Origin of the sequence: Shinella sp. H4-D48, assembly GCF_022637395.1 — a bacterium.
Taxonomy (GTDB): Bacteria; Pseudomonadota; Alphaproteobacteria; order Rhizobiales; family Rhizobiaceae; genus Shinella; species Shinella sedimenti.
Genome location: NZ_CP093338.1, coordinates 464,748 through 486,394, shown reverse-complemented (window position 1 = coordinate 486,394; position 21,647 = coordinate 464,748). Strand labels below are relative to the sequence as shown.

22 protein-coding genes are annotated in these 21,647 nt (G+C 59.6%); 13 read left to right on the top strand and 9 right to left on the bottom strand.

The window, feature by feature from the left end:
• Nucleotides 1-40: 40 nt before the first annotated feature.
• The 4 genes from MNR02_RS19275 to MNR02_RS19260 are packed head-to-tail and all read left to right on the top strand — an operon-like array spanning nt 41 to nt 3,926.
• The gene (locus MNR02_RS19275) at nt 41-1,027 is read left to right on the top strand and encodes an ABC transporter permease (RefSeq protein ID WP_241948945.1); all 987 of its coding nucleotides are present in this window, start codon (nt 41-43) and stop codon (nt 1,025-1,027) included.
• A complete protein-coding gene (locus MNR02_RS19270) occupies nt 1,027-1,797 on the top strand; it encodes an ATP-binding cassette domain-containing protein (RefSeq protein WP_241601554.1) in 771 nt (256 codons plus the stop codon). The genes MNR02_RS19275 and MNR02_RS19270 overlap by 1 nt, the downstream gene beginning before the upstream one ends.
• Nucleotides 1,798-1,845: 48 nt before the next feature.
• Nucleotides 1,846-2,877 (top strand): hypothetical protein, encoded by a 1,032-nt coding sequence (locus tag MNR02_RS19265; protein ID WP_241948944.1) that lies wholly within the window; start codon nt 1,846-1,848, stop codon nt 2,875-2,877.
• Nucleotides 2,874-3,926, top strand: coding sequence for a carbohydrate kinase family protein (locus MNR02_RS19260; protein ID WP_241948943.1), 1,053 nt, complete (start codon nt 2,874-2,876; stop codon nt 3,924-3,926). Before MNR02_RS19265 ends, MNR02_RS19260 begins: the two co-directional genes overlap by 4 nt.
• 120 nt (nt 3,927-4,046) lie before the next feature.
• On the opposite strand, the gene MNR02_RS19255 is transcribed toward MNR02_RS19260, so the two are convergent.
• Nucleotides 4,047-4,802, bottom strand: a complete 756-nt coding sequence (locus MNR02_RS19255) for an SDR family NAD(P)-dependent oxidoreductase (protein WP_241948942.1) — start codon at nt 4,800-4,802, stop codon at nt 4,047-4,049.
• A gap of 170 nt (nt 4,803-4,972) precedes the next feature.
• Here MNR02_RS19255 and MNR02_RS19250 point away from each other — a divergent pair, with 170 nt between their 5' ends.
• Entirely contained in the window at nt 4,973-5,848 is an 876-nt protein-coding gene (locus tag MNR02_RS19250) for an AraC family transcriptional regulator (protein WP_241948941.1), read from the top strand.
• 62 nt (nt 5,849-5,910) lie between these two features.
• On the opposite strand, the gene MNR02_RS19245 is transcribed toward MNR02_RS19250, so the two are convergent.
• The gene (locus MNR02_RS19245) at nt 5,911-6,300 is read right to left on the bottom strand and encodes a helix-turn-helix domain-containing protein (protein WP_241948940.1); all 390 of its coding nucleotides are present in this window, start codon (nt 6,298-6,300) and stop codon (nt 5,911-5,913) included.
• 69 nt (nt 6,301-6,369) lie between these two features.
• Between MNR02_RS19245 and MNR02_RS19240 the strand changes: the two genes are divergently transcribed.
• Nucleotides 6,370-6,573 carry a hypothetical protein gene (locus tag MNR02_RS19240; RefSeq protein ID WP_241948939.1) on the top strand — a complete coding sequence of 68 codons (204 nt, stop codon included), beginning with the start codon at nt 6,370-6,372 and terminating at the stop codon, nt 6,571-6,573.
• A 158-nt stretch (nt 6,574-6,731) separates the two neighbouring features.
• Nucleotides 6,732-7,688: a sugar-binding transcriptional regulator gene (locus tag MNR02_RS19235; protein WP_241948938.1), complete on the top strand. Its 957-nt coding sequence runs from the start codon at nt 6,732-6,734 to the stop codon at nt 7,686-7,688.
• A gap of 6 nt (nt 7,689-7,694) precedes the next feature.
• Here MNR02_RS19235 and dhaL read toward each other — a convergent pair whose 3' ends face one another.
• The 6 genes from dhaL to MNR02_RS19205 all read right to left on the bottom strand — a co-directional run bounded on the left by dhaL (nt 7,695) and on the right by MNR02_RS19205 (nt 14,418).
• Complete coding sequence (dhaL, locus tag MNR02_RS19230; RefSeq protein ID WP_241948937.1) at nt 7,695-9,461, bottom strand: dihydroxyacetone kinase subunit DhaL; 1,767 nt, start codon at nt 9,459-9,461, stop codon at nt 7,695-7,697.
• Between the two features lie 36 nt (nt 9,462-9,497).
• A complete protein-coding gene (locus tag MNR02_RS19225; RefSeq protein WP_241948936.1) occupies nt 9,498-10,460 on the bottom strand; it encodes an ABC transporter permease in 963 nt (320 codons plus the stop codon).
• Entirely contained in the window at nt 10,450-11,949 is a 1,500-nt protein-coding gene (locus tag MNR02_RS19220) for a sugar ABC transporter ATP-binding protein (protein ID WP_241948935.1), read from the bottom strand. Before MNR02_RS19220 ends, MNR02_RS19225 begins: the two co-directional genes overlap by 11 nt.
• 74 nt (nt 11,950-12,023) lie before the next feature.
• The gene (locus MNR02_RS19215; RefSeq protein ID WP_241948934.1) at nt 12,024-12,971 is read right to left on the bottom strand and encodes a substrate-binding domain-containing protein; all 948 of its coding nucleotides are present in this window, start codon (nt 12,969-12,971) and stop codon (nt 12,024-12,026) included.
• A 528-nt stretch (nt 12,972-13,499) separates the two neighbouring features.
• On the bottom strand, nt 13,500-13,838 hold the full coding sequence (locus tag MNR02_RS19210) for a DUF6616 family protein (RefSeq protein ID WP_241948933.1): 339 nt from the start codon (nt 13,836-13,838) through the stop codon (nt 13,500-13,502).
• Nucleotides 13,839-13,905: 67 nt separating this feature from the next.
• On the bottom strand, nt 13,906-14,418 hold the full coding sequence (locus MNR02_RS19205; RefSeq protein WP_241949547.1) for a MarR family winged helix-turn-helix transcriptional regulator: 513 nt from the start codon (nt 14,416-14,418) through the stop codon (nt 13,906-13,908).
• 371 nt (nt 14,419-14,789) lie between these two features.
• On the opposite strand from MNR02_RS19205, the gene MNR02_RS19200 reads away from it, so the two are divergent.
• The 5 genes from MNR02_RS19200 (at nt 14,790) to MNR02_RS19180 (ending at nt 19,200) form a co-directional block, all read left to right on the top strand.
• Nucleotides 14,790-15,566: an SDR family oxidoreductase gene (locus MNR02_RS19200; protein ID WP_241601542.1), complete on the top strand. Its 777-nt coding sequence runs from the start codon at nt 14,790-14,792 to the stop codon at nt 15,564-15,566.
• Nucleotides 15,567-15,646: 80 nt separating this feature from the next.
• Nucleotides 15,647-16,414: a TIM barrel protein gene (locus MNR02_RS19195; protein ID WP_241948932.1), complete on the top strand. Its 768-nt coding sequence runs from the start codon at nt 15,647-15,649 to the stop codon at nt 16,412-16,414.
• Between the two features lie 3 nt (nt 16,415-16,417).
• On the top strand, nt 16,418-17,128 hold the full coding sequence (locus MNR02_RS19190; protein ID WP_256464533.1) for a triose-phosphate isomerase: 711 nt from the start codon (nt 16,418-16,420) through the stop codon (nt 17,126-17,128).
• Nucleotides 17,100-17,636 carry a secondary thiamine-phosphate synthase enzyme YjbQ gene (locus MNR02_RS19185; protein ID WP_241948930.1) on the top strand — a complete coding sequence of 179 codons (537 nt, stop codon included), beginning with the start codon at nt 17,100-17,102 and terminating at the stop codon, nt 17,634-17,636. The genes MNR02_RS19190 and MNR02_RS19185 overlap by 29 nt, the downstream gene beginning before the upstream one ends.
• A 76-nt stretch (nt 17,637-17,712) precedes the next feature.
• Nucleotides 17,713-19,200: an L-fuculokinase gene (locus MNR02_RS19180; RefSeq protein WP_241948929.1), complete on the top strand. Its 1,488-nt coding sequence runs from the start codon at nt 17,713-17,715 to the stop codon at nt 19,198-19,200.
• Here MNR02_RS19180 and MNR02_RS19175 read toward each other — a convergent pair.
• A complete protein-coding gene (locus tag MNR02_RS19175; RefSeq protein WP_241948928.1) occupies nt 19,189-20,076 on the bottom strand; it encodes a LysR family transcriptional regulator in 888 nt (295 codons plus the stop codon). The genes MNR02_RS19180 and MNR02_RS19175 overlap by 12 nt on opposite strands.
• Nucleotides 20,077-20,420: 344 nt before the next feature.
• Here MNR02_RS19175 and MNR02_RS19170 point away from each other — a divergent pair, with 344 nt between their 5' ends.
• Nucleotides 20,421-21,641, top strand: coding sequence for a PotD/PotF family extracellular solute-binding protein (locus tag MNR02_RS19170; protein WP_241948927.1), 1,221 nt, complete (start codon nt 20,421-20,423; stop codon nt 21,639-21,641).
• The last annotated feature ends 6 nt before the right edge of the window (nt 21,642-21,647 follow it).

The window sequence follows — 21,647 nt, the reverse complement described above, 5'->3', positions numbered from 1 at the left end:
GGGCAATGCCGTGCAAGATGACCATCAGCATGAGATCGCCATGACAACAGCCACCGTTTCTCCAGCCGACGCATCGCGAAGCCTGAAATCGCGCATCTTGGGTGCGCCCTCGGCGGGGCCGCTTCTGGTGCTGATCGGGTTCTGCCTGATTTTCGCACTCAGCAACCCGCGCTTCCTAGCAACGCACAACCTGTCGATTATCCTGCAGCAAACCGTCGTCATCGGTGTGCTGGCCATCGGCCAGACATTGGTCATCCTGACGGCCGGCATTGACCTCGCTGTCGGCGCCATCTGCGTTCTCGGCACGATCGTCGCGGGCAAGCTTGTCAACCTTGGCTACGATCCCGTTCTTTCGATGGGCTTCGCCATCCTGCTTTGCACAGCGGCCGGGCTTGCCGCCGGCGGCCTCGTCAGCGGGCTCCGGCTTCCGCCCTTCATCGTGACGCTCGGTATCCTCGGCATTCTGACGGCCGCCCTGCGGCTGATTTCAGCGGGCGGCGCTTTTCCGGTGCGCGATCCCTTTCTCGCCTGGACAGGCAACACGATGAAGCTCGGCGGCTTCGTGCTGACCTATGGTGTGCTGATCATGTTCGCGCTCTACGCCGTTGTCTGGTATCTGCTGAACCAGACGAAATGGGGCCGCCATGTCTATGCGATCGGCAACAACACCGAGGCTGCGCGCCTCGTCGGTATCCCGGTGCGACGCCATCTGCTCTCGGTCTACCTGCTCGCGGGCCTGATCTACGGTATCGCCGCCTGGCTCGCACTCGGCCGCATACCCAATGCCGATCCCAACGCGATGCAGAGCGCGAACCTCGATTCCATCACTGCTGTCGTCATCGGCGGCACCAGCCTTTTCGGCGGGCGCGGCGGCCTCATCGGCACGCTGATCGGTGCGCTCATCGTCGGCGTCCTGCGCAACGGTCTCACGCTCGCCGGCATCGATCCGCTCTGGCAGGACCTTGTGACGGGTATCCTCGTCATTATCGCCGTCGCGCTCGATCAGATGTCCCGGAGGAAAAACTGATGTCTGCCGAGACCACGCCCCATATCGTTCTCGAGGCACGCAACGTGGTGAAAACCTATGGCCATGTCACTGCACTCGACGGCGTCGACTTCGAACTACGCGCCGGCGAAATCCTTGCTGTCGTCGGCGATAATGGTGCCGGCAAAAGCACGCTGATCAAGGCGCTGACCGGTGCGTTGCACCCGACCAGCGGGGAAATTCTGCTGGATGGTGTTCCGATCCACTTCAAGGGTCCGCTCGATGCGCGCCATGCCGGTATCGAGACGGTATATCAGGATCTGGCCGTCGCCCCGGCGCTCGACATCGCGTCCAATCTGTTCCTCGGCCGTGAATTGCGTGCACCGGGCCTCCTGGGCAGCCTCTTTCGTCGTCTTGACAAGAAGAAGATGCGCGAGGAAGCCCGGCGCGCGATGAACGAATTGAAGTTCCGTCTGCCGGCCATCGATAATCCTGTCGAGTCGCTCTCTGGCGGACAGAGACAAGGGGTGGCCGTCGCGCGTGCGGCGCTCTTCGCCCGCAAGCTGGTCATCATGGACGAGCCGACCGCCGCGCTTGGCGTGCGGGAGACCGGGCAGGTTCTGGAACTCATCCGTTCGATCCGCGATCGCGGCCTGGCCGTTGTGCTAATCAGCCACAATATGCCCAACGTCTTCGATATCGCCGACCGCATTCACATCATGCGGCTCGGCCGACGTGCGGCGGTGGTGTCGCCGAAAACCCATACCATGAACGATGTCGTCGCCATCATGACCGGTGCCGCGACGGCCTGAGCCTTCCCGCCCGCCTAAGGCAGGGCCGCAACGAAAGGAACCAATCCCATGTACCGCCTCGACCAGAAGCTTGCGCGCATCCGCGCCGGTCAGTACACGCGTAACGACTTCATCATCGCCGACGCCAAGGATGGCGACATGGGGCCGAGCATGACGTCATGCGGTCCCAAGCGCGCAAAAGACGGGAGCTGGTCGCGTCACTACACCCGGCCGGAATTCCTGGAGAACATCCGCGCGGTGGTCGAGCAGGATCTCGTCGATATCATGCTGACATCCGCCTCCAACATGGAGGCGCTGATCGAGATGGGCGTCTACCGCAACAGCGCGGTGAAGCCTGCAATCCGCGCCAACGACACGACCGATGTGTGGGTCTGCCGCGGCGCGACCTATTCGAAACAGCCATCGCGTCCGTTCCGGACGGCATCTCTTTCGCGCGTTGCCACCGGCACCATCGACCCGGCGCCGGGCGCTCCGATCACCGGCACGGACCTTGGGCTTTATTCCATCACCTTCAACAACGACCTCGACCATGACTATCAGGCGCTGGAAGCATTCCATGCGTTCCGGGAGGACGCCGCACGCAACAATTTCAAATACTTCCTCGAAGTCTTCAATCCGAATGTCGATTCCGGTATCGCGCCTGACATGGTGCCGCATTATGTCAACGACGTCATGATGCGTTGCCTTGCCGGCGTGACGAAGGCGGACCGGCCGCAGTTCCTCAAAATCCCGTTCAACGGCGCAAAGGCAATGGAGGAACTCGCTTCCTATGATCCGAGCGTCATCGTCGGCGTCCTCGGTGGCGGCGCTGGAACGACCCGCGATTGCTTCGAGCTCCTGCATCAGGCAGAGCGTTTCGGCGCACGGGTGGCGTTGTTTGGTCGCAAGATCAACCTTGCCGAAAATCCGTTGGAAATGGTGCGTTTCATGCGTGAGGTCGCTTCGGGAACAATTGCACCCTCGGAGGCCGTGAAGGCCTATCACGCGAGCCTTGCGAAGGACGGCATCAAACCTATTCGCGCACTTGCCGAGGATAACATCGTCACCGAAGCCGTTCTCAAGGCGGAACAGTCGAAATGACCAGCGGCCGGCGGGGCATTCTCACAGCCGGCACATGGTGTGTCGATTACAATCGCACGGTCAGCCACTGGCCCGGCGAGGATGGCCTTGCCGAACTGTTCGAGGAGGAGCGTCACGGCGGGGGATCGGGCTGCAATCTCGCCGTTGACATCAAGCTGCTCGATCCATCCATCCCAGTCGAGACGATCGCTCTTGTCGGAGACGATGACGATGGCCGCTTCCTCATGGCGACCGCCAAGGCCGCCGGGATCGATACGCGGCAGATGAGGACAACGGGAGGCGCCGCCACCCAGTTCTGCGATGCCTTCGTGTCGCGCGCAACGCACAGACGCACTCATATCTTCCATGCCGGAACAGGCGCACTGCTGACGCCTAAGCATTTCGATTTTACCGAAACACGCATGCGCTTTTTGCATCTCGGTCTGCCGGGCGTGCATCGCATTCTCGATTCGCCCTGGCACGATGAGCCGAATGGTTGGGTGGCTGTGCTGAAAAAGGCGCGCGCGGCCGGCCTGCTGACGAATATGGAATTGGCCAGCATCGAGCCGAAGCTGATGGCCGCGCTTGTCGCACCATGCCTGCCGCATCTCGATTATCTCATCGTCAATGATGTGGAGATCGGGGCGATTGCTGGTGTCGAGACCACTCGGGCTGGGATGTCCGACAAGAATGCCTGCACAAGAGCGGCGGGGGCTGTCATGCAGCGCGGGGCGATGAAGCTGGTCGCCGTGCATTGCCCGGGCTTCGCCATCGCCGTAACGCGTGACGGGGAGCATGCGGTCCTGCCCTCGGTTGCCATTCCCGAAAGCGAGATCAAGGGGGCAAACGGTGCGGGCGACGCTTTTGCTGCTGGCATGATCTATGGCCTTCACGAGGATTGGCCAATGTCACAATCACTGCAACTTGCTCATGCTGCCGCCGCCGCGTCCCTTCGCAGCATCTCGACGACCGGCGCGATCGTACCATGGCGGGAGTGCTTGTCGCTTGCACAAACGTGGGGTGTTCGAGGCCCCGTAGGTGATGGCCAGTTTCCTGCCGATGCTTATTGAACAAATAGGACGGAAGCGTTCCCTCGGTGGCCAAGCTGCCGATCGCGTTATGACAACGTGTATGGCCAGCGGAGCGATGGGCAAGGGCCCTCTTGGGCTCGCCACCGCTCCGGCCGAGGGTCAGATAGCCTGACCGCCCGAAACTTCGATGCGCTGCGCAGTCACCCAGCGGTTGTCATCGGAGAGCAGGCTCGCGACCATCGGACCGATATCGTCGGGTAGGCCGACGCGACCGAGTGCCGTCAGCTGGGCGAACTGTGCGTTTAGATCCCTGTTATCGCGCACAACTCCACCACCGAAATCGGTCTCGATAGCTCCAGGCGCAACGGTATTCACGGCAATGCCGTGCGGGCCCAGCTCTTTCGCCATATACCGCGTCAGGGTTTCGACCGCACCCTTGGCGGCCGCATAGGCCGAGAAGCCTTCATAAGAGAAACGCGTCAGGCCGGTCGAGAAATTGACGATCCGGCCACCGTCAGCGATTAGCGGCAACAGCACTTGGGTCAGGAAAAATACGCCCTTCACGTGAACGTCGAACAGCCCGTCAAACTGTGCTTCGGTCGTCTCACGGAACGGGGCGAATTCGCCGTGGCCCGCATTGTTGATGAGATGATCGAACGTTTCGCGGTTCCAGATTTCGTGTAGGCTGTTGCGCAGCGTATCGGCAAAGGCCGGAAAGCTTGCCAGGTTTGCAACATCGAGCTGTAGGGCGACGGCCTTGCGGCCCATGGCCTCGATTTCCGCGACGACCTCACGGGCCTGCGCGGCATTGCCACGATAGACCACGATGACATCCCCGCCGTGGCGGGCAATCGCGATGGCTGTGTTGCGGCCAAGGCCGCGATTGGCGCCGGTAATCAGTGCGATTTTACTCATGGAACGCTCCTTCCGTCGTTAGGGTGAGCCCAAGATGGCGCGGAAGCGCCCCGAAGAGTTGCCTGTTCCTCGCCTAGTTTTGCCTGTTTCTGCGAATCTCGATGATATGGCTTGCAAATGAGCGGATATCCTTGCCTGATACGGCAACGAAATTTTTATAAGACGTTCTAATGCACACTCTTCTCGACCTGGTTCGTCGTCATACTAATGGGCATTCCGACCGGTCCGGTTTTGCGCCCACGCCCTTTCGCGGTTTAGGTGCGGTTCGTGTGCTGCATCCAGGCGAATTGCAGGTCGCGGTGCAAAAGCCGCTGATAGCGATCTGCCTTCAGGGCCGCAAACGCGTGACCATCGGGACGGAGAGCTTCGAGTATGGCCCAGGCGAAGCCTTGGTCATCACGGCGGATGTGCCGACCATAAGCCAGATTCTCGACGCGAGCCCATCAACTCCATATTACGCGGTCGCGCTTGAGCTCGATGCGGCTCTCCTGCGTGCTCTGGCCATCGAGGCTGATCTGCGTCCCGTCGATTCCGGCCCGATCCATGTCGAGCCGGCGGACGCCGACGTGATGGATGCGGCGCAGCGGTTGATGAGACTGATGGAGAGGCCCTCCGCTCTGCCGGTGCTGGGTGACGCATTGATACGCGAGATGCATTACTGGTTGCTGACAGGGCGGCATGGTGCTGCGATCCGCTCGCTTGGCAGGGCCGATACCCACGCCGATCGTATAGCGCGGGCGGTGGCAGTGATCCGCCAGGACTATGCCAGCACGCTACGCATCGCCGATCTTGCGACAGAGGCGGGAATGAGTGAATCGTCCTTCCATCAGCATTTCCGGGCTGTCACCACACTGTCACCGCTCCAGTTCCAAAAGCAGCTGCGGCTGATCGAGGCGCGCCGGACAATGCTTATGGAACACGCCGGCATCTCCCACGCAGCCCACCTTGTCGGCTATGAAAGCGTGCCGCAGTTTACAAGGGACTACACGCGTCTGTTCGGAATGCCGCCCGGCCGTGATATGCGTGAAGCGAGGCTGGGTGCTTGACGTCTCTCAAAAGCAACAGGATATCTTGGCCGCCGATCAGACCGTTTACATCGGTAGCATGCTCAAAGTGCACCGCTTAGACATGACGATGTCCGGAAGCTGCTGGGCGTTTGTCCGAAAGCCTTTCGAAACTCGCGGGAAAAATGTGCCGTGTCGGCGAAGCCCGTGATATTCGCGATCTCCATGACCGAGAGCGAGCCACCCGAGAGTAGGTAGCGCCCATAGTTCAGTCGCATGCTTCTGAAGGCCTGTCCTATGGTCTGATTGAGATTTGCGCGAAACAGGCGCTCAAGTTGGTGATGCGAAATCGCACAATAGCGTGCGATCGCAAGGCTGTTGGGTGGCTGGTCGAGCTGCTGCTCCATGAAGTGCAACGCTTTGCGCACGCGGCTGTCGGTTCCATCAGGTGGCAACTGGAAAAAATGCGCCTGCGGCACACTCGCCGGGCGCATCCGTGGATCTTATCGGCATCTCGTCCTGGATGACGCGCATCGGCGTGCATGACAAGACAGGAAACTGAGATGATCATTCGTCTCATAGCGCTGACCACGCCGACCGATCTCGTGCTTTCGTTGGTGGTGGTGATCGGCGTGTCGATCACCGAGAACAATTTTCTCGCCTTTCCACCCCAGGGATCTTGCCGCGTTGGAGACGGTGGCGGCTATGCTTGCGGCGCCGGCCGCAATCGCGATGACCCGGTCGATGCAGGATTTCTCGTTCTGTGATGTCAACAGTGTGCCGGCGGCAAGTTCGCCGGCACACTTTTAAAGCAGGGATGTCGCGCACCTTTGACGTTGCCGATATCGGTACCGGTCCGCACCCCGGTTGCCCGTCCAGGGCGAAGTCGCTATTTGAGGAGGCGCGATATGGAGTGTGCCGCTCAATGCCAAATGAACCGGGATTTCTGGACGAGGACCTCGAGCGCGCGCGCGTTGCCTGGCTCTACTTCATAGGGGGGCAGACCCAGCAGGAAATCGCCCAGAGGATGAATATCACGCGGTTGAAGGTCAACAAGATCATCGGCCAGGTTCGTGATTCCGGCGCCGTGCAGGTGAGCGTTTCGCTGCCCTTGACGGACTGCATCGAACTCGCGGAGGAAGTGTCCGATCGATATGGCCTCGCCGACGTGGTCGTGGTGCCGGACCTGGATGATTACATCGAGCAGAAACGCGTCATTGGCGAGGCGGCCGGAACGCTCGCAAGTGAGCTCATAGAAGACCGCGACATGGGGGTCGGCATCGGGTCGGGCAGAACCCTGAGCTTCGCCGTTCGCGCGCTTCGTGCGCGTCCGCGGTCGGAAAGCTGGGTCGTGGGCTTGACCGGCGGCGTGACAAGCGGCTCGTCGACGAACACGTTCGAGGTTGCGACGGCGTTCGCACGCGCGCTCGGCATCGAATGTCATTATCTGACGGCTCCGATCTACTGCGCAAATCCCGAAAGCCGCGATGCGGTGCTGCTGAACGACGAGCTCACAGATGTGCTTGCGCGAACAGAGATAGCGGATGTGGGCATCGTTTCATGCGGTGCGCTGACGCAGGACACCTCGCTCACCCAGATCCGCGTCGTGAAGGACAATCTCGATACGGTTCTGAAGCGCGGCGCTGTGGGAGAGTTTATGGGGTGGTTTCTGGACGCACAAGGTCGCCCCATCGATCATTTTCTGAACGAGTCGATCATTGCGCTGCCGCCGGAAAAGCTCAAGCTCAAGCCGATTTCTGTGCTGGTTTCGGGCGGTGTCCGCAAGATACCGATCATCCGCGCCATTCTGCGCGCTGGCTACGTCAATCGGCTCGTTACGAATGAGGGGGTCGCGCGGGCCCTCCTGCAGGGCCCGCGCTGAACTCGTTTAGCCGCGCGTTTTTTCAAGCGCTGCTGTCATGGCGCGCAGAGTGACGTAGGTTGATGCCGCACCGGGGTCTATATGGCCGACGGAGCGTTCGCCGAGCTTGGCGGAACGACCCCGCCGTGATTCCAATGCCGCGGTAGCCTTCATGCCGGCCTCGCTGCCATCTCTTGCCGCAACCAGCACGTCAAGCGAGGAGCCGCCACTAGCCGCTGCCCTTGCCGCTGCTTCGACAGCCGGGACCCATGCATCGACCATCGTCTTGTCGCCGGGTTCGGCCCGCCCGCGGTCGCGGATACCCTGGCAGGCCGCACTCAGCCATTCCGCCATGCCCACGCCGTCGAGATTGAGGCGGTTGCTGACAGCAGTGCCCGCTCGCAGAAATGCGGTGGCATAGAGCGGGCCGGATGATGCGCCGACCGCATCGAGGAATGCCTTGGCCATTCGTTTGCAGATGGATTCGATCGTCTCGTCGTCCTGGGCATCCTTGAGCGCCAGTTGGACGGCTTTCCAGCCGATTTCCATTGTCACGCCGTGGTCGCCGTCGCCGATCACGCCGTCGAGTTCGGAAAGCCAGTTTTTCTCTGCGATGATCTGCTCACCCACCGTGTCCATCATAGCCTTGAAGATGGCAGGCGTAACGTCACCCTCCGTAACGAGAACGCCGGGCTTTCCGTCGGAAGGAGCCGTGCTTTCAACCAGTTTCGCGCTTTGGCGGGTGCGCGACGCGACACCACTGCTTTTCTCAAACGCGCCAACAACGAGGGCGGGGGTACGGCACGGATGGTCCAGCAATGGCTGGAGTGTCTCGTCGAGCTTCATCACTGTGACCGATGCGCCGGCCATTTCCAGCGATGTCGCATATTCACCGACCCAAGACGCGTGGATTTCGATGCCAAGTTCGTCGAGGCGCTGCTTGACGCGGCGGAAGATGACGTAGAGCTCTATCTGTGAGGTCGCGCCCAGCCCATTCACCAGAACGGCGACGCGCTGCCCTTCCTCCACCTGAAGTTCCTTCAGGATGGCATCGACGAGTTCATCCGTCACTTCGTCTGCTGTCGCGAGCTTCTGGCGGCGGATGCCGGGTTCGCCATGGAGCCCCATGCCGATTTCCATCTCGTCGTCGCCGATCGTGAAGTTCGGCTTACCGGTCTGCGGGAGCGAGCAGGGGCTGAGCGCCACGCCCATCGATCGGGTCGCGTCGTTCGCGGCCTGCGCGAGTGCCTCCACGCGCGCCAGCGGCTCGCCCAGATCGGCGGCGGCGCCAGCGATCTTGAAGACGAAGAAGTCGCCGGCGATGCCGCGCCGTTCGGACTTCCGTTCGACCGGCGCAGAAGCAACGTCGTCGGCGACCGCCACATGACGCACCGCGATGCCGGCCTGCTCCAGCTCTTCCGCCGCCATAGTGAAGTTGAGCACGTCTCCGGTATAGTTTCCGTAGAGCATCACAACGCCGACGCCGCCATCCACTGCCCGCGCGGCCTCAACGATGTGCGACGGTGATGGAGAGGCGAAGACGTTGCCGACTGCGGCGGCATCCGCAAGACCGCGGCCGACATAGCCTGCGAAAGCTGGCTCGTGCCCAGATCCGCCGCCCACGACGATGCCGACCTTGCCGTCACGCGGTCCGTCGACGGCGACCACTGCACGTCCGGTTTCCCCCTCCACGCGCAGCATTTCGGGATGCGCGCCCACCATGCCTTCGATCATCTCGGCAATAATGTTTTCCGGCGCATTGATCAGTTTCTTGGTTTTGACTTCCTGGTTCATTCTCTTGTCTTTCGTCAAATCTGTGCAGCCGATACGTCACGCGTCGCGACGCAGATAGCGGCGGGAAATGGCGTCGAAGGAAATGGCGAGTACGACGATCGCGCCCGAGACGATACCCTGCCAATAGGGTGAGACGCCGAACAGTACGATGATATTCTCAATGATGGCGATGATGCCGGCACCGAAGATGGCGCCGATCGGGCTGCCGACGCCGCCGGTCGTGGCTACGCCGCCAATGACGGATGCCGCGATGGGCGCGAGCACCCATGTTTCGCCGATCGACGGCTGGGCCGTGCCGAGGCGGGCTACCATGAGCACGCCCGCAAGGGCGGCGATCGCGCCGGCGACCACGAACACGAGCAGACGGACCTTGTCGACCTTGATTCCGAGCATGCGCGCGCCGGCCTGGTTGTTGCCGATCGCATACATGTAGCGGCCAAAAGGCGTCTTGAGCATCACGAAGGTGGCGACGGCCAGCGCCATCAGCATGATCACAAACGGTACGGGCATGCCGAGGACATCACCACGGCCGAGATACTGCACATCTTTCGGGATGCCGGTGATCGCCACGCCTCGCGTCAGGACGAGGTTCGCGCCGCCGAAGATGCCGGCCGTGCCGATGGTCAGCACCAACGAATGAAGCCTCAGCATGGTCACAAGCAAACCGTTCACGAGGCCAAGAGCGGCACCGAGCAGAACAGCCAGAAGCATCGCGGAGTAGGGTTCCACACCTAGCCGCACCATGAGAATGCCGGAGATGACGCCGCAAAAACCGCCGATCACGCCGAGCGAGAGATCGAGTTCGCCGAGCACCATCAGCATCGACTGTGCGATCGTGATGAGGCCGACGAAGGCGAGGCCGCGCGCGATGACGGACAGGTTATAGGGCGTCAGGAAATAGGGGGAGATCAACGCCGAAAGCGTGAAGATGACGGCCAGCGCGACGAAAACGCCGGCAAGCGGGCTGCGCGTCAGAAGTGCCAGGGGTTTAGTTTGCATCGGCTTTCGCCTCCGTGCCAAAGATGGCGCCTACGAGTGTTTCATTGTTCGTCTCGGCGGTATCGAACGCGCCGGTGATGCGGCCATGATGCATCGTGATAATGCGGCTTGCGCACTTCTTGAGTTCATCGAGCTCTGACGAGACGAGGATGACGCCCACGCCCTCTTCGGCAAGGCCCTTCATGATCCGGTAGATCTCGGTCTTCGTGCGAATGTCGATGCCCTTTGTCGGCTCATCGAAGATCAGCACGCGAGGTCGTGTTGCCATGGCCCGGCCGATGATTGCCTTCTGCTGGTTGCCGCCGGACAGTTGCGAGATGCGCTTGCCCATTCCCGAGGTGCGGATGCCGTATTCGTCGATGATCTTCTGTACGGCCTCACGCTCGCGCCCGCTGCTGATTCCCAGGGTGCCCTTCGTCAGCGACAGGATGGAAATTCCGATGTTTTCACGCAGCGACAGCAGCGGGAAGATGCCGTGATGCTTTCGTTCTTCCGAAAGATAGAGCATCCCGCCATCCACCGACGCGGCCGTGTCGTTGAGTGTCCAGGACTTTCCCTCGACGGTGACGGTGCCCGCTTTCGCTTTGAGGAAGCCGAAGATCGTCTGCATGACCTCCGAGCGACCGGCGCCGACGAGCCCGGCAAAACCTAGGATTTCGCCGCGACGCAGCTCGAAGTCGACATCCTGGAAACGCCGTCCGGAAAGCCCCCGGACGCTCATGATCGTGTCGTTGATCGGACCTTTCGGACGAAAATGCTCTTCAAAGGCGATGTCGCGACCCGACATGGCGCGGATGAGGTCGGCTTCGGAAATGTCGGCAATCTTTCCGTTTTCGATCTTCTCGCCGTTGCGCAGGACCGTGTAGTCGTCACCGATTGCGAAGACCTCATCCATCTTGTGGCTGATGAAGACGATGGCGTGATCGCGATCAAGCAGGGTGCGGATCACTCTGAAGACCCTGTCGACCTCGACGCGCGTCAGGGACGACGTCGGTTCGTCGAGGATCAGCACCTTCATATCTGCATTGGTGCAGGCGCGGGCGATCTGAAGCAGCTGCTGGTCTGAAACCGAGATGTTGGCCACAAGTTCGCGCGGATCGGCCTCGATGCCGAAGCGTTCGAGATAGCCGCGTGCCTCCTCGACCAGAGCGCTGCGGTTGACCAGAAGCCCGCCATGTCCCGTCCGGCTGAACGGCATGAACAGGTTCTCGGCAACGCTCATCTGGGGGAAGAGATTGAGCTCTTGCGGAACGTAGGCGACATTCTTGTAAAGGGATGAGTCATCGACGGGGTTGCGACCGTCGATGAGGATGTCGCCACGGGAAGCCCGGTCGGTGCCGGTCAGGATTTTCACGAGGGTCGATTTGCCCGCACCATTCTCGCCCGCGAGAATATGCGTGCGGCCGAGTTCAATCGACAGATCGACCCCGTTCAACGCGGTCACGCCGGGAAAATCCCTGCCAAGGCCGCGGGTTTCAAGATAAGCCATTGGGCACCTCAGCGCCTTAAAGAAATGGAGGAGGCGCGGGAAGCCCGCGCCTCAGGCCATGCGATCCCTTTGGATCAGCCGCCCACATTTTCCTTTGTCAGGAAGGCATTTCCGGTGTCCAGATAGCCGGGGACCTTTGCGCCGGTAGCCTGCGCCCAAAGCAGCATGACAGACCAGTAGCCCTGCAGTTCCGGCTGCGAAGCAGACGAGCTGTCAGCAACGCCTTCGCGGATCATGTCGAGCATTTCCGGCAGGTTGTCGAGACCGACGAGCGTGACCTTGCCCTGTTTGCCGGCTTCGACGATCGCCTGGCCGATGCCGATCGGGCCGGCAGCGTCCGATGCAACCCAGCCCTTGAGGTTCGGGTTTGCCTGCATGATGGCAGCAGCCTGCTGCTGGGCCGTTTCGATGCTGTCATTGTCGATGCCTTCGGCGACGACCTTGATACCCGGATGTTCGGCGAAGACCTGGCGGTGGCATTCAGCGCGGATCGAGTGGTTTGGCGCCGTCGGAACACCCTGCATGATGGCGACTTCGCCTTCGCCGCCAAGAACCTCGACGAGGCGGCGGGCCGCAATCTTGGCCTGCTCGCAGAAATCCGAACCGATATAGGGAATGGCCATGCCTTCCGGCGGTACGGAATCGAAGATGACCAGCGGAATCTTCTGGTTCTGGGCTTCCTCGAGGGATGCGCGGTTACCAGAGGGGTCAAGCAGGTCGAGCGCCAAGCCGTCCGGCTGGGTCGCAAGTGCGCTGTCGATGATCTGATTCTGCTGAACCACGTCGGCAGCCTGCGGTGCGGAGTAGATGACTTCGACGTCGGAGCCGGTCTGGGCCTTGATGGCCGCGGCCGCGGCCTGCGCACCCTCGTTTACCTTGTCGAACCAGGGATGCACGACCTTCGGCACGACAACGAAGCGGTAGGCATCCTTCTTGGTAGTTCCTTCGGCGTCCTGAGCGGTCGCGGTGAAGGGCAGAGCAAGCGCAGTTGCGCATGCCAAAAGTATGGCGATTTTCTTCATGATGGTCTCCCTTGGGCCAGGCGAAGTCTCCTCCCGCCTGAATGGTGCATGGCGGCCTCGAATCCCGTAACTCTCGGCCTGCGCGCTATTTGATACACATGTAAGTTTGAAAATACAAGAGTAAACGCGACGGCGCGATGGGCGAAAACCAGCGCGCGGTGTGATGCGGCCTGCCATGCGATTTAGTTTCGGAACTCTCACGGGCGTTGACTGGATTCGCGATTATTCCAGTTCGCTTGGTTGCGGATGGGAAGAGCGCCACGCAGACGCATCGATGCAACCGCGCCGCCCATTATCCGGCCGGTCTCGTATATCTGACTGGCTTCAGTGCAGAATTCCTGTTCGCCTGGATCAATTTTACCCGCGGATCCCTCACGCGAGTATGCCAGCCAGCTGCGCACAGCTGACATGGCCCCGCCGCCTCAGCGAGGTCTGGGTTTGCATCGGTAACGTTGCGGTTTCTATGAATGAGATAGAGGCCCGCCATCATAAGGTCGCGGGCGGTCAACTGCCGTGCTGAGGCGGAAGCTACGCGGCTGCAAGTTGTCCCAAGTGCCGATTAAGGTCGCCGCCGACGCCCGTTGCGTTGATGGTCTCAAAGTATTCATGCCATCCCGTGTCTGCAATTGCTGACAAAAGCGCGTCCATACTCGCTTGATCGGGGGCACGCCATAATGCGAAAAACTGCTGCGATGCGGAATGGAGTGCGGTGCTTTCGACTTCGCCCGAGGCAAGGGGCTCGATGCCCCGCGCGATGAGGGACGCCATTCCCGCGCCGACAGTCTCGAAAAATTCGCCGCGGCTGGCCTGATCCAATGCAAGCCAGGCAGGTCTGGGACTATAAAGTTCGGCAAGGTAGTAAGTCATTCGAACGCCTTTCTATTGTCATTTCATGCGGAATGCGTGAACGCAGTGCGTGTTTTGCGTATGTGGTTCATAGAGGTTGCTGCGTCGCCGTATCTGCATCGACGTTGAGCCGTGCTCGTTGCAAAAGACCGCTCAGCGTATTGCGGCTTGGGCCGTCAAAGTTTTTGAAAAGCGATGCAATCCAGCGGCTGTGCTCGTTGAAGAGGTCAAGCGCCAAGGCTTCTCCTGCTGTCGTAAGAGAGATCACAAGTTTGCGCCGGTCCACGGCATCGGGCCGACGGGCAACCAGGCCACCATGCTCAAGGCCATCGAGTAGCCCCGTAATCGTCGCTCGTGTGACGCCAGCCCGTTCAGCCAGTTCATGCGGCGATAGCCCGTCTTTTTTTTCGTGGAGGAGAAAAAGAAGCACGAACTTGCCTTCCGACAGACCGTGCGGCGCCAGCCTGTGCGCACAAGCTCTGTCGATGGCTGCGGCCAGCGCGAGGACCTCGAAACATAGCCGCATATTCTCGACGCCGTGCTGGCCTCTGCGTTGAGCCTCATGAAGCAATGCTGTGTGCTTTTGTTCAATCTCTATCATATGGCGGCCTATAATATGGCGCCTAATTAAATGCAAGCGAAAAGTGCTGTCATGCGCGCCAGCGTGATGCTTAATTAATAATCTCGGCCAATCAATCATTCCACTCTTCGTCATTGTTGGCACCATCGCCGCATGCATAATTTGGCCAGGTCAGATGGCCGGCCGGTTACCACGCCCGCCACCAGAATATGAGCAGTATGAAAATTCATCGATGGCGAGCTCACCGATGGCGGCATGGGGTGGTGCGCGTCTTCGCGCCTGGTGCCTGCCATCTGATCCGCCGATTTCCGAGCCCGGAAGGTCGTACGACGTAATTCGCAAAGCCTTTTGCCTACGGGCAGACGGCGAAATCACTGTGGGAAAGGTTCACTGTGGGTATTCTTGAAAAAATGCGGCTGGACGGCAAGATCGCGTTCGTCACCGGTGGCGCGAGGGGCATCGGGAAATCCATCGCGACGGCCTTGTCCGAAGCCGGAGCGCAAGTCGCTATCGTCGACCTCGATCTGGATGAGGCTCAAAAAACATGTGCCGAAATATCATCGGCGACCTCAAACAGATTGATAGCGATCAGGACGGATATCACCAGCCCTCAGCAGGTGAGCGAAATGATCGATCGCATCCTGTCGGAGTTCGGCAAGCTCGATATCGCATTCTGCAATGCCGGCATCTCAAACGAGGTCGCTGTCGAGGATGACACCTACGAGGACTGGAAAAAGATCATCGAGGTCAACCTCAACGGTACGTTCCTCACCGCACAGGCTGCTGGGCGTGTCATGCTGAAGCAGGGCAAGGGCTCCATCATCTGCACGGCGTCGATGTCCGCGCATATCGTCAATGTTCCTCAGCGTGAAGCGTCCTACGCGGCATCCAAAGCCGGGGTCATTCAGATGTGCAAGGCGATGGCCGTGGAATGGGCAACGCGAAACGTTCGCGTCAACACGATCAGCCCCGGCTACATGGCGACGGAAATGACCCTCAACTCGCCGGCGCTCGTTCCGCTCATCGATCAATGGAACGAACTTTCGCCCATCAAGCGCATGGGCAATCCGGAAGAACTGCAATCGATCGCCGTTTATCTGGCGGGAGACACCAGCTCCTTCACGACGGGTTCCGACTTCATCGTTGACGGCGCCTACACCTGCTTCTGAGCGTGCTGCATGGACCACGAAGTCCTGAAGGGAATGAAATGATTTTATCGTGCACCAATATCATGGTCCCCGGAAAGACGTTGACCGAGAAAGCACATCTCCTACGGCGCTGGGGCTACAGGGGCGTGACCGTATTCGCGGACCACGCGGGCTGGAACGACGAGAAGCTCGAGGAACTGCTGACGCTTGAAAACAACACCGGCGTCGTTCCCTGCGAGTTTCTCTTCATGTCCCCCGCAGCCGGAAAGCTGATGAGCGACAATGCGGACGAGCGGGCTGCGACGAAGGCCCTCTATATCGAAGCGGCGGAAGTATGTGCCATGATAGGCGCAATCACTGAAATCGAATATTTGCTCGGCCCTCAGGATCCTCTGCCTCTGTTCGACGTCTACAAGCAAATGACGCCAGAGCAGGAAGAGAATTTCCTGGCGGCATACAGGGAGATTGCTCAAGCGGTTGCAGGCACCGAGGCGGCCGTCCTTCTGGAAGGCATAAACCGCTACGAAAGCCCATACATGAACAGCATCGTAGACTGCGCCCGCGTGGCTGCGAAGCTCGACATGAAGGAGGTGGGTGTCCTGCCGGATTTCTTCCACATGTCAATCGAAGAAGCCGACATCGCCGACGCCATTGCCGCGGTCGCGGGTTCAATCCGGCATGTGCATCTGGGCGACAACAATCGGTGCACGCCGGGCAAGGGCAGCATTGACTGGGAGCGTGGCCTGAAGGCCCTCAAGGCAACGGGCTACAACAAGTTCATCAGCCTGGAATGCAGCACGATGGGGAGGCCTGATGTGACCTTGCCCGAAGCTGCCGACTACCTGAACAGAATTCTCGCCAGGATCTGAGTTATGTTCAGGCCGTTCAAGCTGAAGGCGCCCTATTTCGAGATCGGCCCCAAGGTCTACATGCATGGCGACGAAGCGCTTGATCTGGCGCTCCACGCCGATGCGCTGTGCCGGACGTTCGGTGTCGATATCATTTTTACGGCGCAGTACACCGATATTTCGAGGATCGCGCACGAGACCACGCATTTGAAGGTCTTTGCCCAGCACATGGATGCCAATCCGGTTGGCCGGGGCGTTGGCGCGGTGTTGCCCGAAGCCCTCAAGCAGGCCGGCGCCGTCGGCGTTCTGTTGAACCACGCGGAAAAACCGTTGAGCCTTTCGGTTCTCAACGAAACGATCCGCCGCGCCGACGAGGTCGGGCTCGCCACGCTGGTTTGCGCCGCAACCGTCGCGGAGAGCGCGGCAGTCGCGGTGATGGAGCCCAACGTGGTGTTGGCGGAATCTCCGGCCCTCATCGGTGGCGGCAAACGCAGCGACGACGATGCGCTGGAGGTCGAAAGAATTAACGCGGCCGTGCGGACCGTGGGCAAAGACATTCTTGTGCTGCACGGGGCGGGCATCAGCGACGAGCATGACGTCTACCAGATCATTCGTTCAGGTGCGGATGGCACCGGCTCGACAAGCGCCATCATGCGTGCCGCGGATCCCAAGGACATGCTGTCGCGCATGATTGAGGCGATGAGCCGTGCGCACCGCGAAAGAACCACAGATTAAAGGAGTTGGACGCATGCCCGTGTTTCATAAAACGATACCGGTCAATTCGCCTCATGGCATCTATTTCGAAGACGTCACCGACAAGGTCGCTTCGATCGTTACGGAGGCCGGCATCAAGGATGGCATCGTGGTCGTGTTCAGCCAGCACACCAGCTGCAGCGTGCTGATCCAGGAGGATTCAGAGGGGGAGACCTATGCGAAGATCCCCCTCATTCTCCAGGACACGATCAATTGCCTGGAGAAGATCATTCCCGATTGCAAATACGAAGGGCAGTATCTCCATCCGGGCCCGTATCACACCAGCCAGGCCTTCGAACTTCGCGGCGAACTTAATGCCTGGTGCCTGAATACCGATGGCCACATTCGTTCCTCCCTGCTCGGCCGCTCGGAAAGCATTCCCTTGCTGGACGGTAAAATGACTCTGGGTGAGTTCGGCCGGATCTATTTTGCCGATCTGGACCAGACCCGGCCACGGGAGCGCACGGTCCGGGTGCAGATCGTCGGCTAATGGCTGAGGCGAGAGCTACGCTAAAGGGCAGCCGGCTGACGACAACGATATCGCGGAAGAAGGAGTTGTGCCACCGATGGGGATCATCAGCCTCGATCTGGGAACAACCAACATAAAAGTTGCCTGCTACACGCGTGATCTGAGACAGATCGCGCTGGGAAGCAAAACCGTAGCCTATATTCATGCGGACGGCTTCATCGAGTTCGACGCCAAGCAGTATTTCAGCGATATCGTCAGTCTGATCCGGTCCTGCGTTCAAAAATCGGCGGCGGCTGCAGACTGGCATCCGAAGCAACTGGTCATCACCGGGCAGGCGGAATCGCTGGTTGTTGCCGACGCGGTCGGGGAGCCGCTTCGAAACGGCATTTCGTGGCTGGACATGCGCTCCCGAAGCGAATGCGATGAACTGTCGGCGCTGTTCGACAAGACGACATGCTATCAGGTGACAGGGCAGCCGGAGATCATTCCCACCTGGCCGCTCACCAAGATCCTTTGGCTAAAGCATCATGAGCCGGAATGCTTCAACAACGCTGCGAAGTTCCTTCTCCTGAAGGACTATATCATCTTCCGGCTGACTGGCCATTTCGTCGGCGAGCACTCCATCTATCCGTTCTCCCATTATTTCGACATCGTCAACAAAACCTATTGGGAAGCGCCACTCAAGTATTGCGGGGTCGATGTCTCTCAGCTGCCGGCTCTCGTCGAGCCTTGCTCCGTGATTGGGGAAATCCTGCCCGACATGCGGGAGATGACGGGATTGCCGCCGGACTGTGTCGTCAACGCGGGGACGCTGGATCACTTCGCCGCCATGATCGGTACCGGTAACACCGTGAATGGTATCGTAAGCGAGTCTGCGGGGACAGTGTCGTCGATCGCAACCCTGGTCGAAAATCCGTTTTCGGCAGCTACGGCTGTGCCAGTCTATTGCGGGCCTTTCAAAGGCAGCTACATCTATCTTCCGGTTTGTGAATCCGGTGGTATCAGCCTTGAATGGTTCAGGAGCGCTTTTTTACCCGACATCTCCTTTGCAGATGTGGATGCGCGAGGCAGCCGAAAGACGTTCGATCCACGCCTGACGTTTCTGCCCTATCTGACCGGCGTCAACCCACCCGAGTTCGATCCCAATGCGACCGGCGTGTTCTTCGGCGCGACCATTGCACACGACGCTTATGACTTTGCCCTGGCCATCATGTACGGCGTTGCCTGCCTTTTGAGAAAGAACATCGAGAACCTGCAGTCGTCGGGCATTGCCTTCGAGAAAATCATCTCGACAGGCGGAGGCGCAAAATCGGCTTTGTGGTCTCAGATCAAGGCCGACATCTGCGGAATGCCGGTTGCAGTTCCGGCTGAAGAAGAGGCTCCCAGTCTCGGTGCGGCCATCATCGGCGCGGTGTCCTGCGGGTTCTATACGACCTATGAAGAGGCGGCAAAACACTGCGTCGAGATGAAGACGATTTACTATCCGAGTTTGCAAAATCCAGAAGCCGACATGCAATATCGACTGTTTTGTCGGCTATACGATGCACTCGGGCCTGTCTTTTCCCAGTTCCCGTCAGATCGATGACGAAATACGCCTGACGACATCAATGAAGTCAGCCATGAGCGCCGTGGGAGAACCGCGGTGGCCAATCCCGATAATGCATTCTCGCATATCTGTGATGTCACGGAATACCACGCCAGGGCGGGCGTAGTATCGCGCCGTACTATCTGCCGTAATGCTGATGGCGCGTCCCATGGCGACGGCTTGCAATTCCGACTCGACGGTTGCCACCTCGAGCACGACTTGCGCCGGGTGCTCCGCATCCCGGTATTCTCCCGCGAGCCAGTAGTCCCTCCATTTTCCCGGTGTCGGAGCACCTATCAATGGCTCGTCCAGTATATCCGCAAGAACAACGGATTCCTTAGCTGCCAGCGGGTGTCCTGTCGGAAGGCAGGCGACGCACTTCTCGCGTGTGATTTCAACGATATTGATGTCGTCCTCCCCAATCGGAGGGCGGATGATTCCACAGTCGACCTCGCCTGAAATCAGACCGGCACTCGGATCCGAAAAATCGTATTCCTTCAGTTTGAGGATTGCGCCGGGCCGCACCCGCTCGAATTCCTTGACGATCGCCGGTATGAACTCCACCGCCGTGCCGATCATGAAGCCGACGCGCAGCTCGCTCTTGAGGGCCAACTGGACCCGCCGTGCCTCTTCCTGGAAAAGGTCCATAGACCGGCTGACCGCCAGTGCTTTTGTCAGCATCTGTTCGCCAAATGGCGTCAGGCTGACCGCGCGTGTTGTACGCGTGAACAACGGGAACCCCGCATTTGTCTCCAGCTGAATGATGGTCTGAGAAAGGGCTGGCTGCGAAACGTTAAGCAGCTCCGCCGCCCGACAGAAGCTCTTCTCCTGCGCGACGACGATGAAGGACTTTATATGCCGCAACTGAATATTCATAAGCAGAGATGATAAATTTGCGAACCCTTTCTTGTCAATTGTCGACGTGATGGAGCGGCCTATGAAAACAGGTCGAGGCGGCATCGCAGTGTGGCGACGAAGTATGGAGTATTGATAAGTTGTGTGAATTAATCAATTCGCCAATCGTCCTTGTTGCCAGTGGCTTTCTGGTTCTTAATCACAGTGAAGGAAGGGCATGGGCGCGTACTGGAAAAATGACGGATCGTCACGATTTTGGAGGCTTGGTACTGGCGCCCGCCACTTGTCGCCGGCGCCACAAACGTCCGTATCTATGACGTCATCAAGCCATCAGCACGCGCAGCCTTGCCACTGACGTGATCCAAGTGGCAACAGACCATTATTGTTTAAATACAGGCAACATGACGACCAAAACAACGAAGGGGAATTCCTACATGTTTGAGACCAAGCTCACACGCAGAAGCATTCTTGTCGCTGGCGCCGCTACGGCGCTCGCTGCACCGTTCGTGCGCCCATCCTGGGCCGCTCCGGATACGGTTCGTGCGCTGATGTGGGAAGCCTATCTTCTTCCCGACCAGATTACCGCCTTCGAGGAATCGAACAAGGTCAAGTTCGTTCCTTCCTTCTTCGATGGCAACTCGGAAGCGTACAACAAGCTGCGCGTTGGCGGCTCGAAAGAATTCGATCTCGTGCAGGCTGATGGATTTTGGCCGCAGCTATACTTCCGCGAAGGACTGTTGCGGGAGGTGGACTATTCAAAGGTCCCTAACTCGTCGGGCTATCTGCCGGAATTTGGAGCCGAGGTTTTCAAGGTGCTTTCCGATCCGCAGTCCGGCAAAAAAATCGGCTTCCCATTCTGCTGGGGCGCTTATGGGATTACGTATGACGCCGGCAAGGTGCAGCCGGAACGAACCGAGACGCTCGAATGCATGTTCAGCTCCGACTACTCAGGCATGCTGTCGACCAGCGCTCGCTTTGAGGAGAACATTGCCCTTGCGGCACTTCTGGTGACGGAGCGCCTAGGCAGCCGCGACAAGCCTCGCCCCGATGGAAAGCCGTTCAATCCGTATGTTTTGTCCGATGAGGAGCTTGCAGAGGTCGAAAAGCTTTTGATCCAGCAGAAGAGCCTGCTGCTCACGCGATACCAGGATAATCCTACTCTCTTCCAGCTTCTGCAGAGCGGCGCCGTCGTCGCCGCAACCGAGTTTGCTCAGGTCTTCCGGCAGTTGCTGACGGCCGAAGCGCAAGGAGCGGCGCCCGTCGACTTTCGGCATGCGCTGAAGATGAAGGAAGGCGGCCTTGGCTGGGTGGACACCTGGCTGGTCACATCGGGCGTTCAGGATGGCAAGAAGTTCGACCTCTGCAACAGCTTCATCGATCTGATGATCTCGCCCACGGTCATGAAGAAGATCGGCGAGGTGGCTGGCTGCTCAACGACCGTCGATCTGCGTTCTATCTCCAATGAAACGGAACGTAAGCTGTTCCTGATGGATCGCTCAAACGAGATCGCCGACCTCTTCATGTTCGATCAGCCGTCCTCGCCTGAAAAGTGGGAACGCGTCTGGTCGAACGTTCAGGCAGCCTGATCGATC

What these genes read in the sequence shown, in the direction of transcription:
- MNR02_RS19250 (WP_241948941.1), top strand. Translation starts at nt 4,973, where the DNA reads ATGCACACTCTTCTCGACCTGGTTCGTCGTCATACTAATGGGCATTCC.
- MNR02_RS19240 (WP_241948939.1), top strand. Translation starts at nt 6,370, where the DNA reads ATGATCATTCGTCTCATAGCGCTGACCACGCCGACCGATCTCGTGCTT.
- MNR02_RS19175 (WP_241948928.1), bottom strand. Translation starts at nt 20,076, where the DNA reads ATGAATATTCAGTTGCGGCATATAAAGTCCTTCATCGTCGTCGCGCAG.
- MNR02_RS19270 (WP_241601554.1), top strand. Translation starts at nt 1,027, where the DNA reads ATGTCTGCCGAGACCACGCCCCATATCGTTCTCGAGGCACGCAACGTG.
- MNR02_RS19225 (WP_241948936.1), bottom strand. Translation starts at nt 10,460, where the DNA reads ATGCAAACTAAACCCCTGGCACTTCTGACGCGCAGCCCGCTTGCCGGC.
- MNR02_RS19205 (WP_241949547.1), bottom strand. Translation starts at nt 14,418, where the DNA reads ATGATAGAGATTGAACAAAAGCACACAGCATTGCTTCATGAGGCTCAA.
- MNR02_RS19190 (WP_256464533.1), top strand. Translation starts at nt 16,418, where the DNA reads ATGTTCAGGCCGTTCAAGCTGAAGGCGCCCTATTTCGAGATCGGCCCC.
- MNR02_RS19245 (WP_241948940.1), bottom strand. Translation starts at nt 6,300, where the DNA reads ATGCGCCCGGCGAGTGTGCCGCAGGCGCATTTTTTCCAGTTGCCACCT.
- MNR02_RS19210 (WP_241948933.1), bottom strand. Translation starts at nt 13,838, where the DNA reads ATGACTTACTACCTTGCCGAACTTTATAGTCCCAGACCTGCCTGGCTT.
- MNR02_RS19235 (WP_241948938.1), top strand. Translation starts at nt 6,732, where the DNA reads ATGCCAAATGAACCGGGATTTCTGGACGAGGACCTCGAGCGCGCGCGC.
- MNR02_RS19265 (WP_241948944.1), top strand. Translation starts at nt 1,846, where the DNA reads ATGTACCGCCTCGACCAGAAGCTTGCGCGCATCCGCGCCGGTCAGTAC.
- MNR02_RS19260 (WP_241948943.1), top strand. Translation starts at nt 2,874, where the DNA reads ATGACCAGCGGCCGGCGGGGCATTCTCACAGCCGGCACATGGTGTGTC.
- MNR02_RS19215 (WP_241948934.1), bottom strand. Translation starts at nt 12,971, where the DNA reads ATGAAGAAAATCGCCATACTTTTGGCATGCGCAACTGCGCTTGCTCTG.
- MNR02_RS19180 (WP_241948929.1), top strand. Translation starts at nt 17,713, where the DNA reads ATGGGGATCATCAGCCTCGATCTGGGAACAACCAACATAAAAGTTGCC.
- MNR02_RS19220 (WP_241948935.1), bottom strand. Translation starts at nt 11,949, where the DNA reads ATGGCTTATCTTGAAACCCGCGGCCTTGGCAGGGATTTTCCCGGCGTG.
- MNR02_RS19255 (WP_241948942.1), bottom strand. Translation starts at nt 4,802, where the DNA reads ATGAGTAAAATCGCACTGATTACCGGCGCCAATCGCGGCCTTGGCCGC.
- dhaL (WP_241948937.1), bottom strand. Translation starts at nt 9,461, where the DNA reads ATGAACCAGGAAGTCAAAACCAAGAAACTGATCAATGCGCCGGAAAAC.
- MNR02_RS19275 (WP_241948945.1), top strand. Translation starts at nt 41, where the DNA reads ATGACAACAGCCACCGTTTCTCCAGCCGACGCATCGCGAAGCCTGAAA.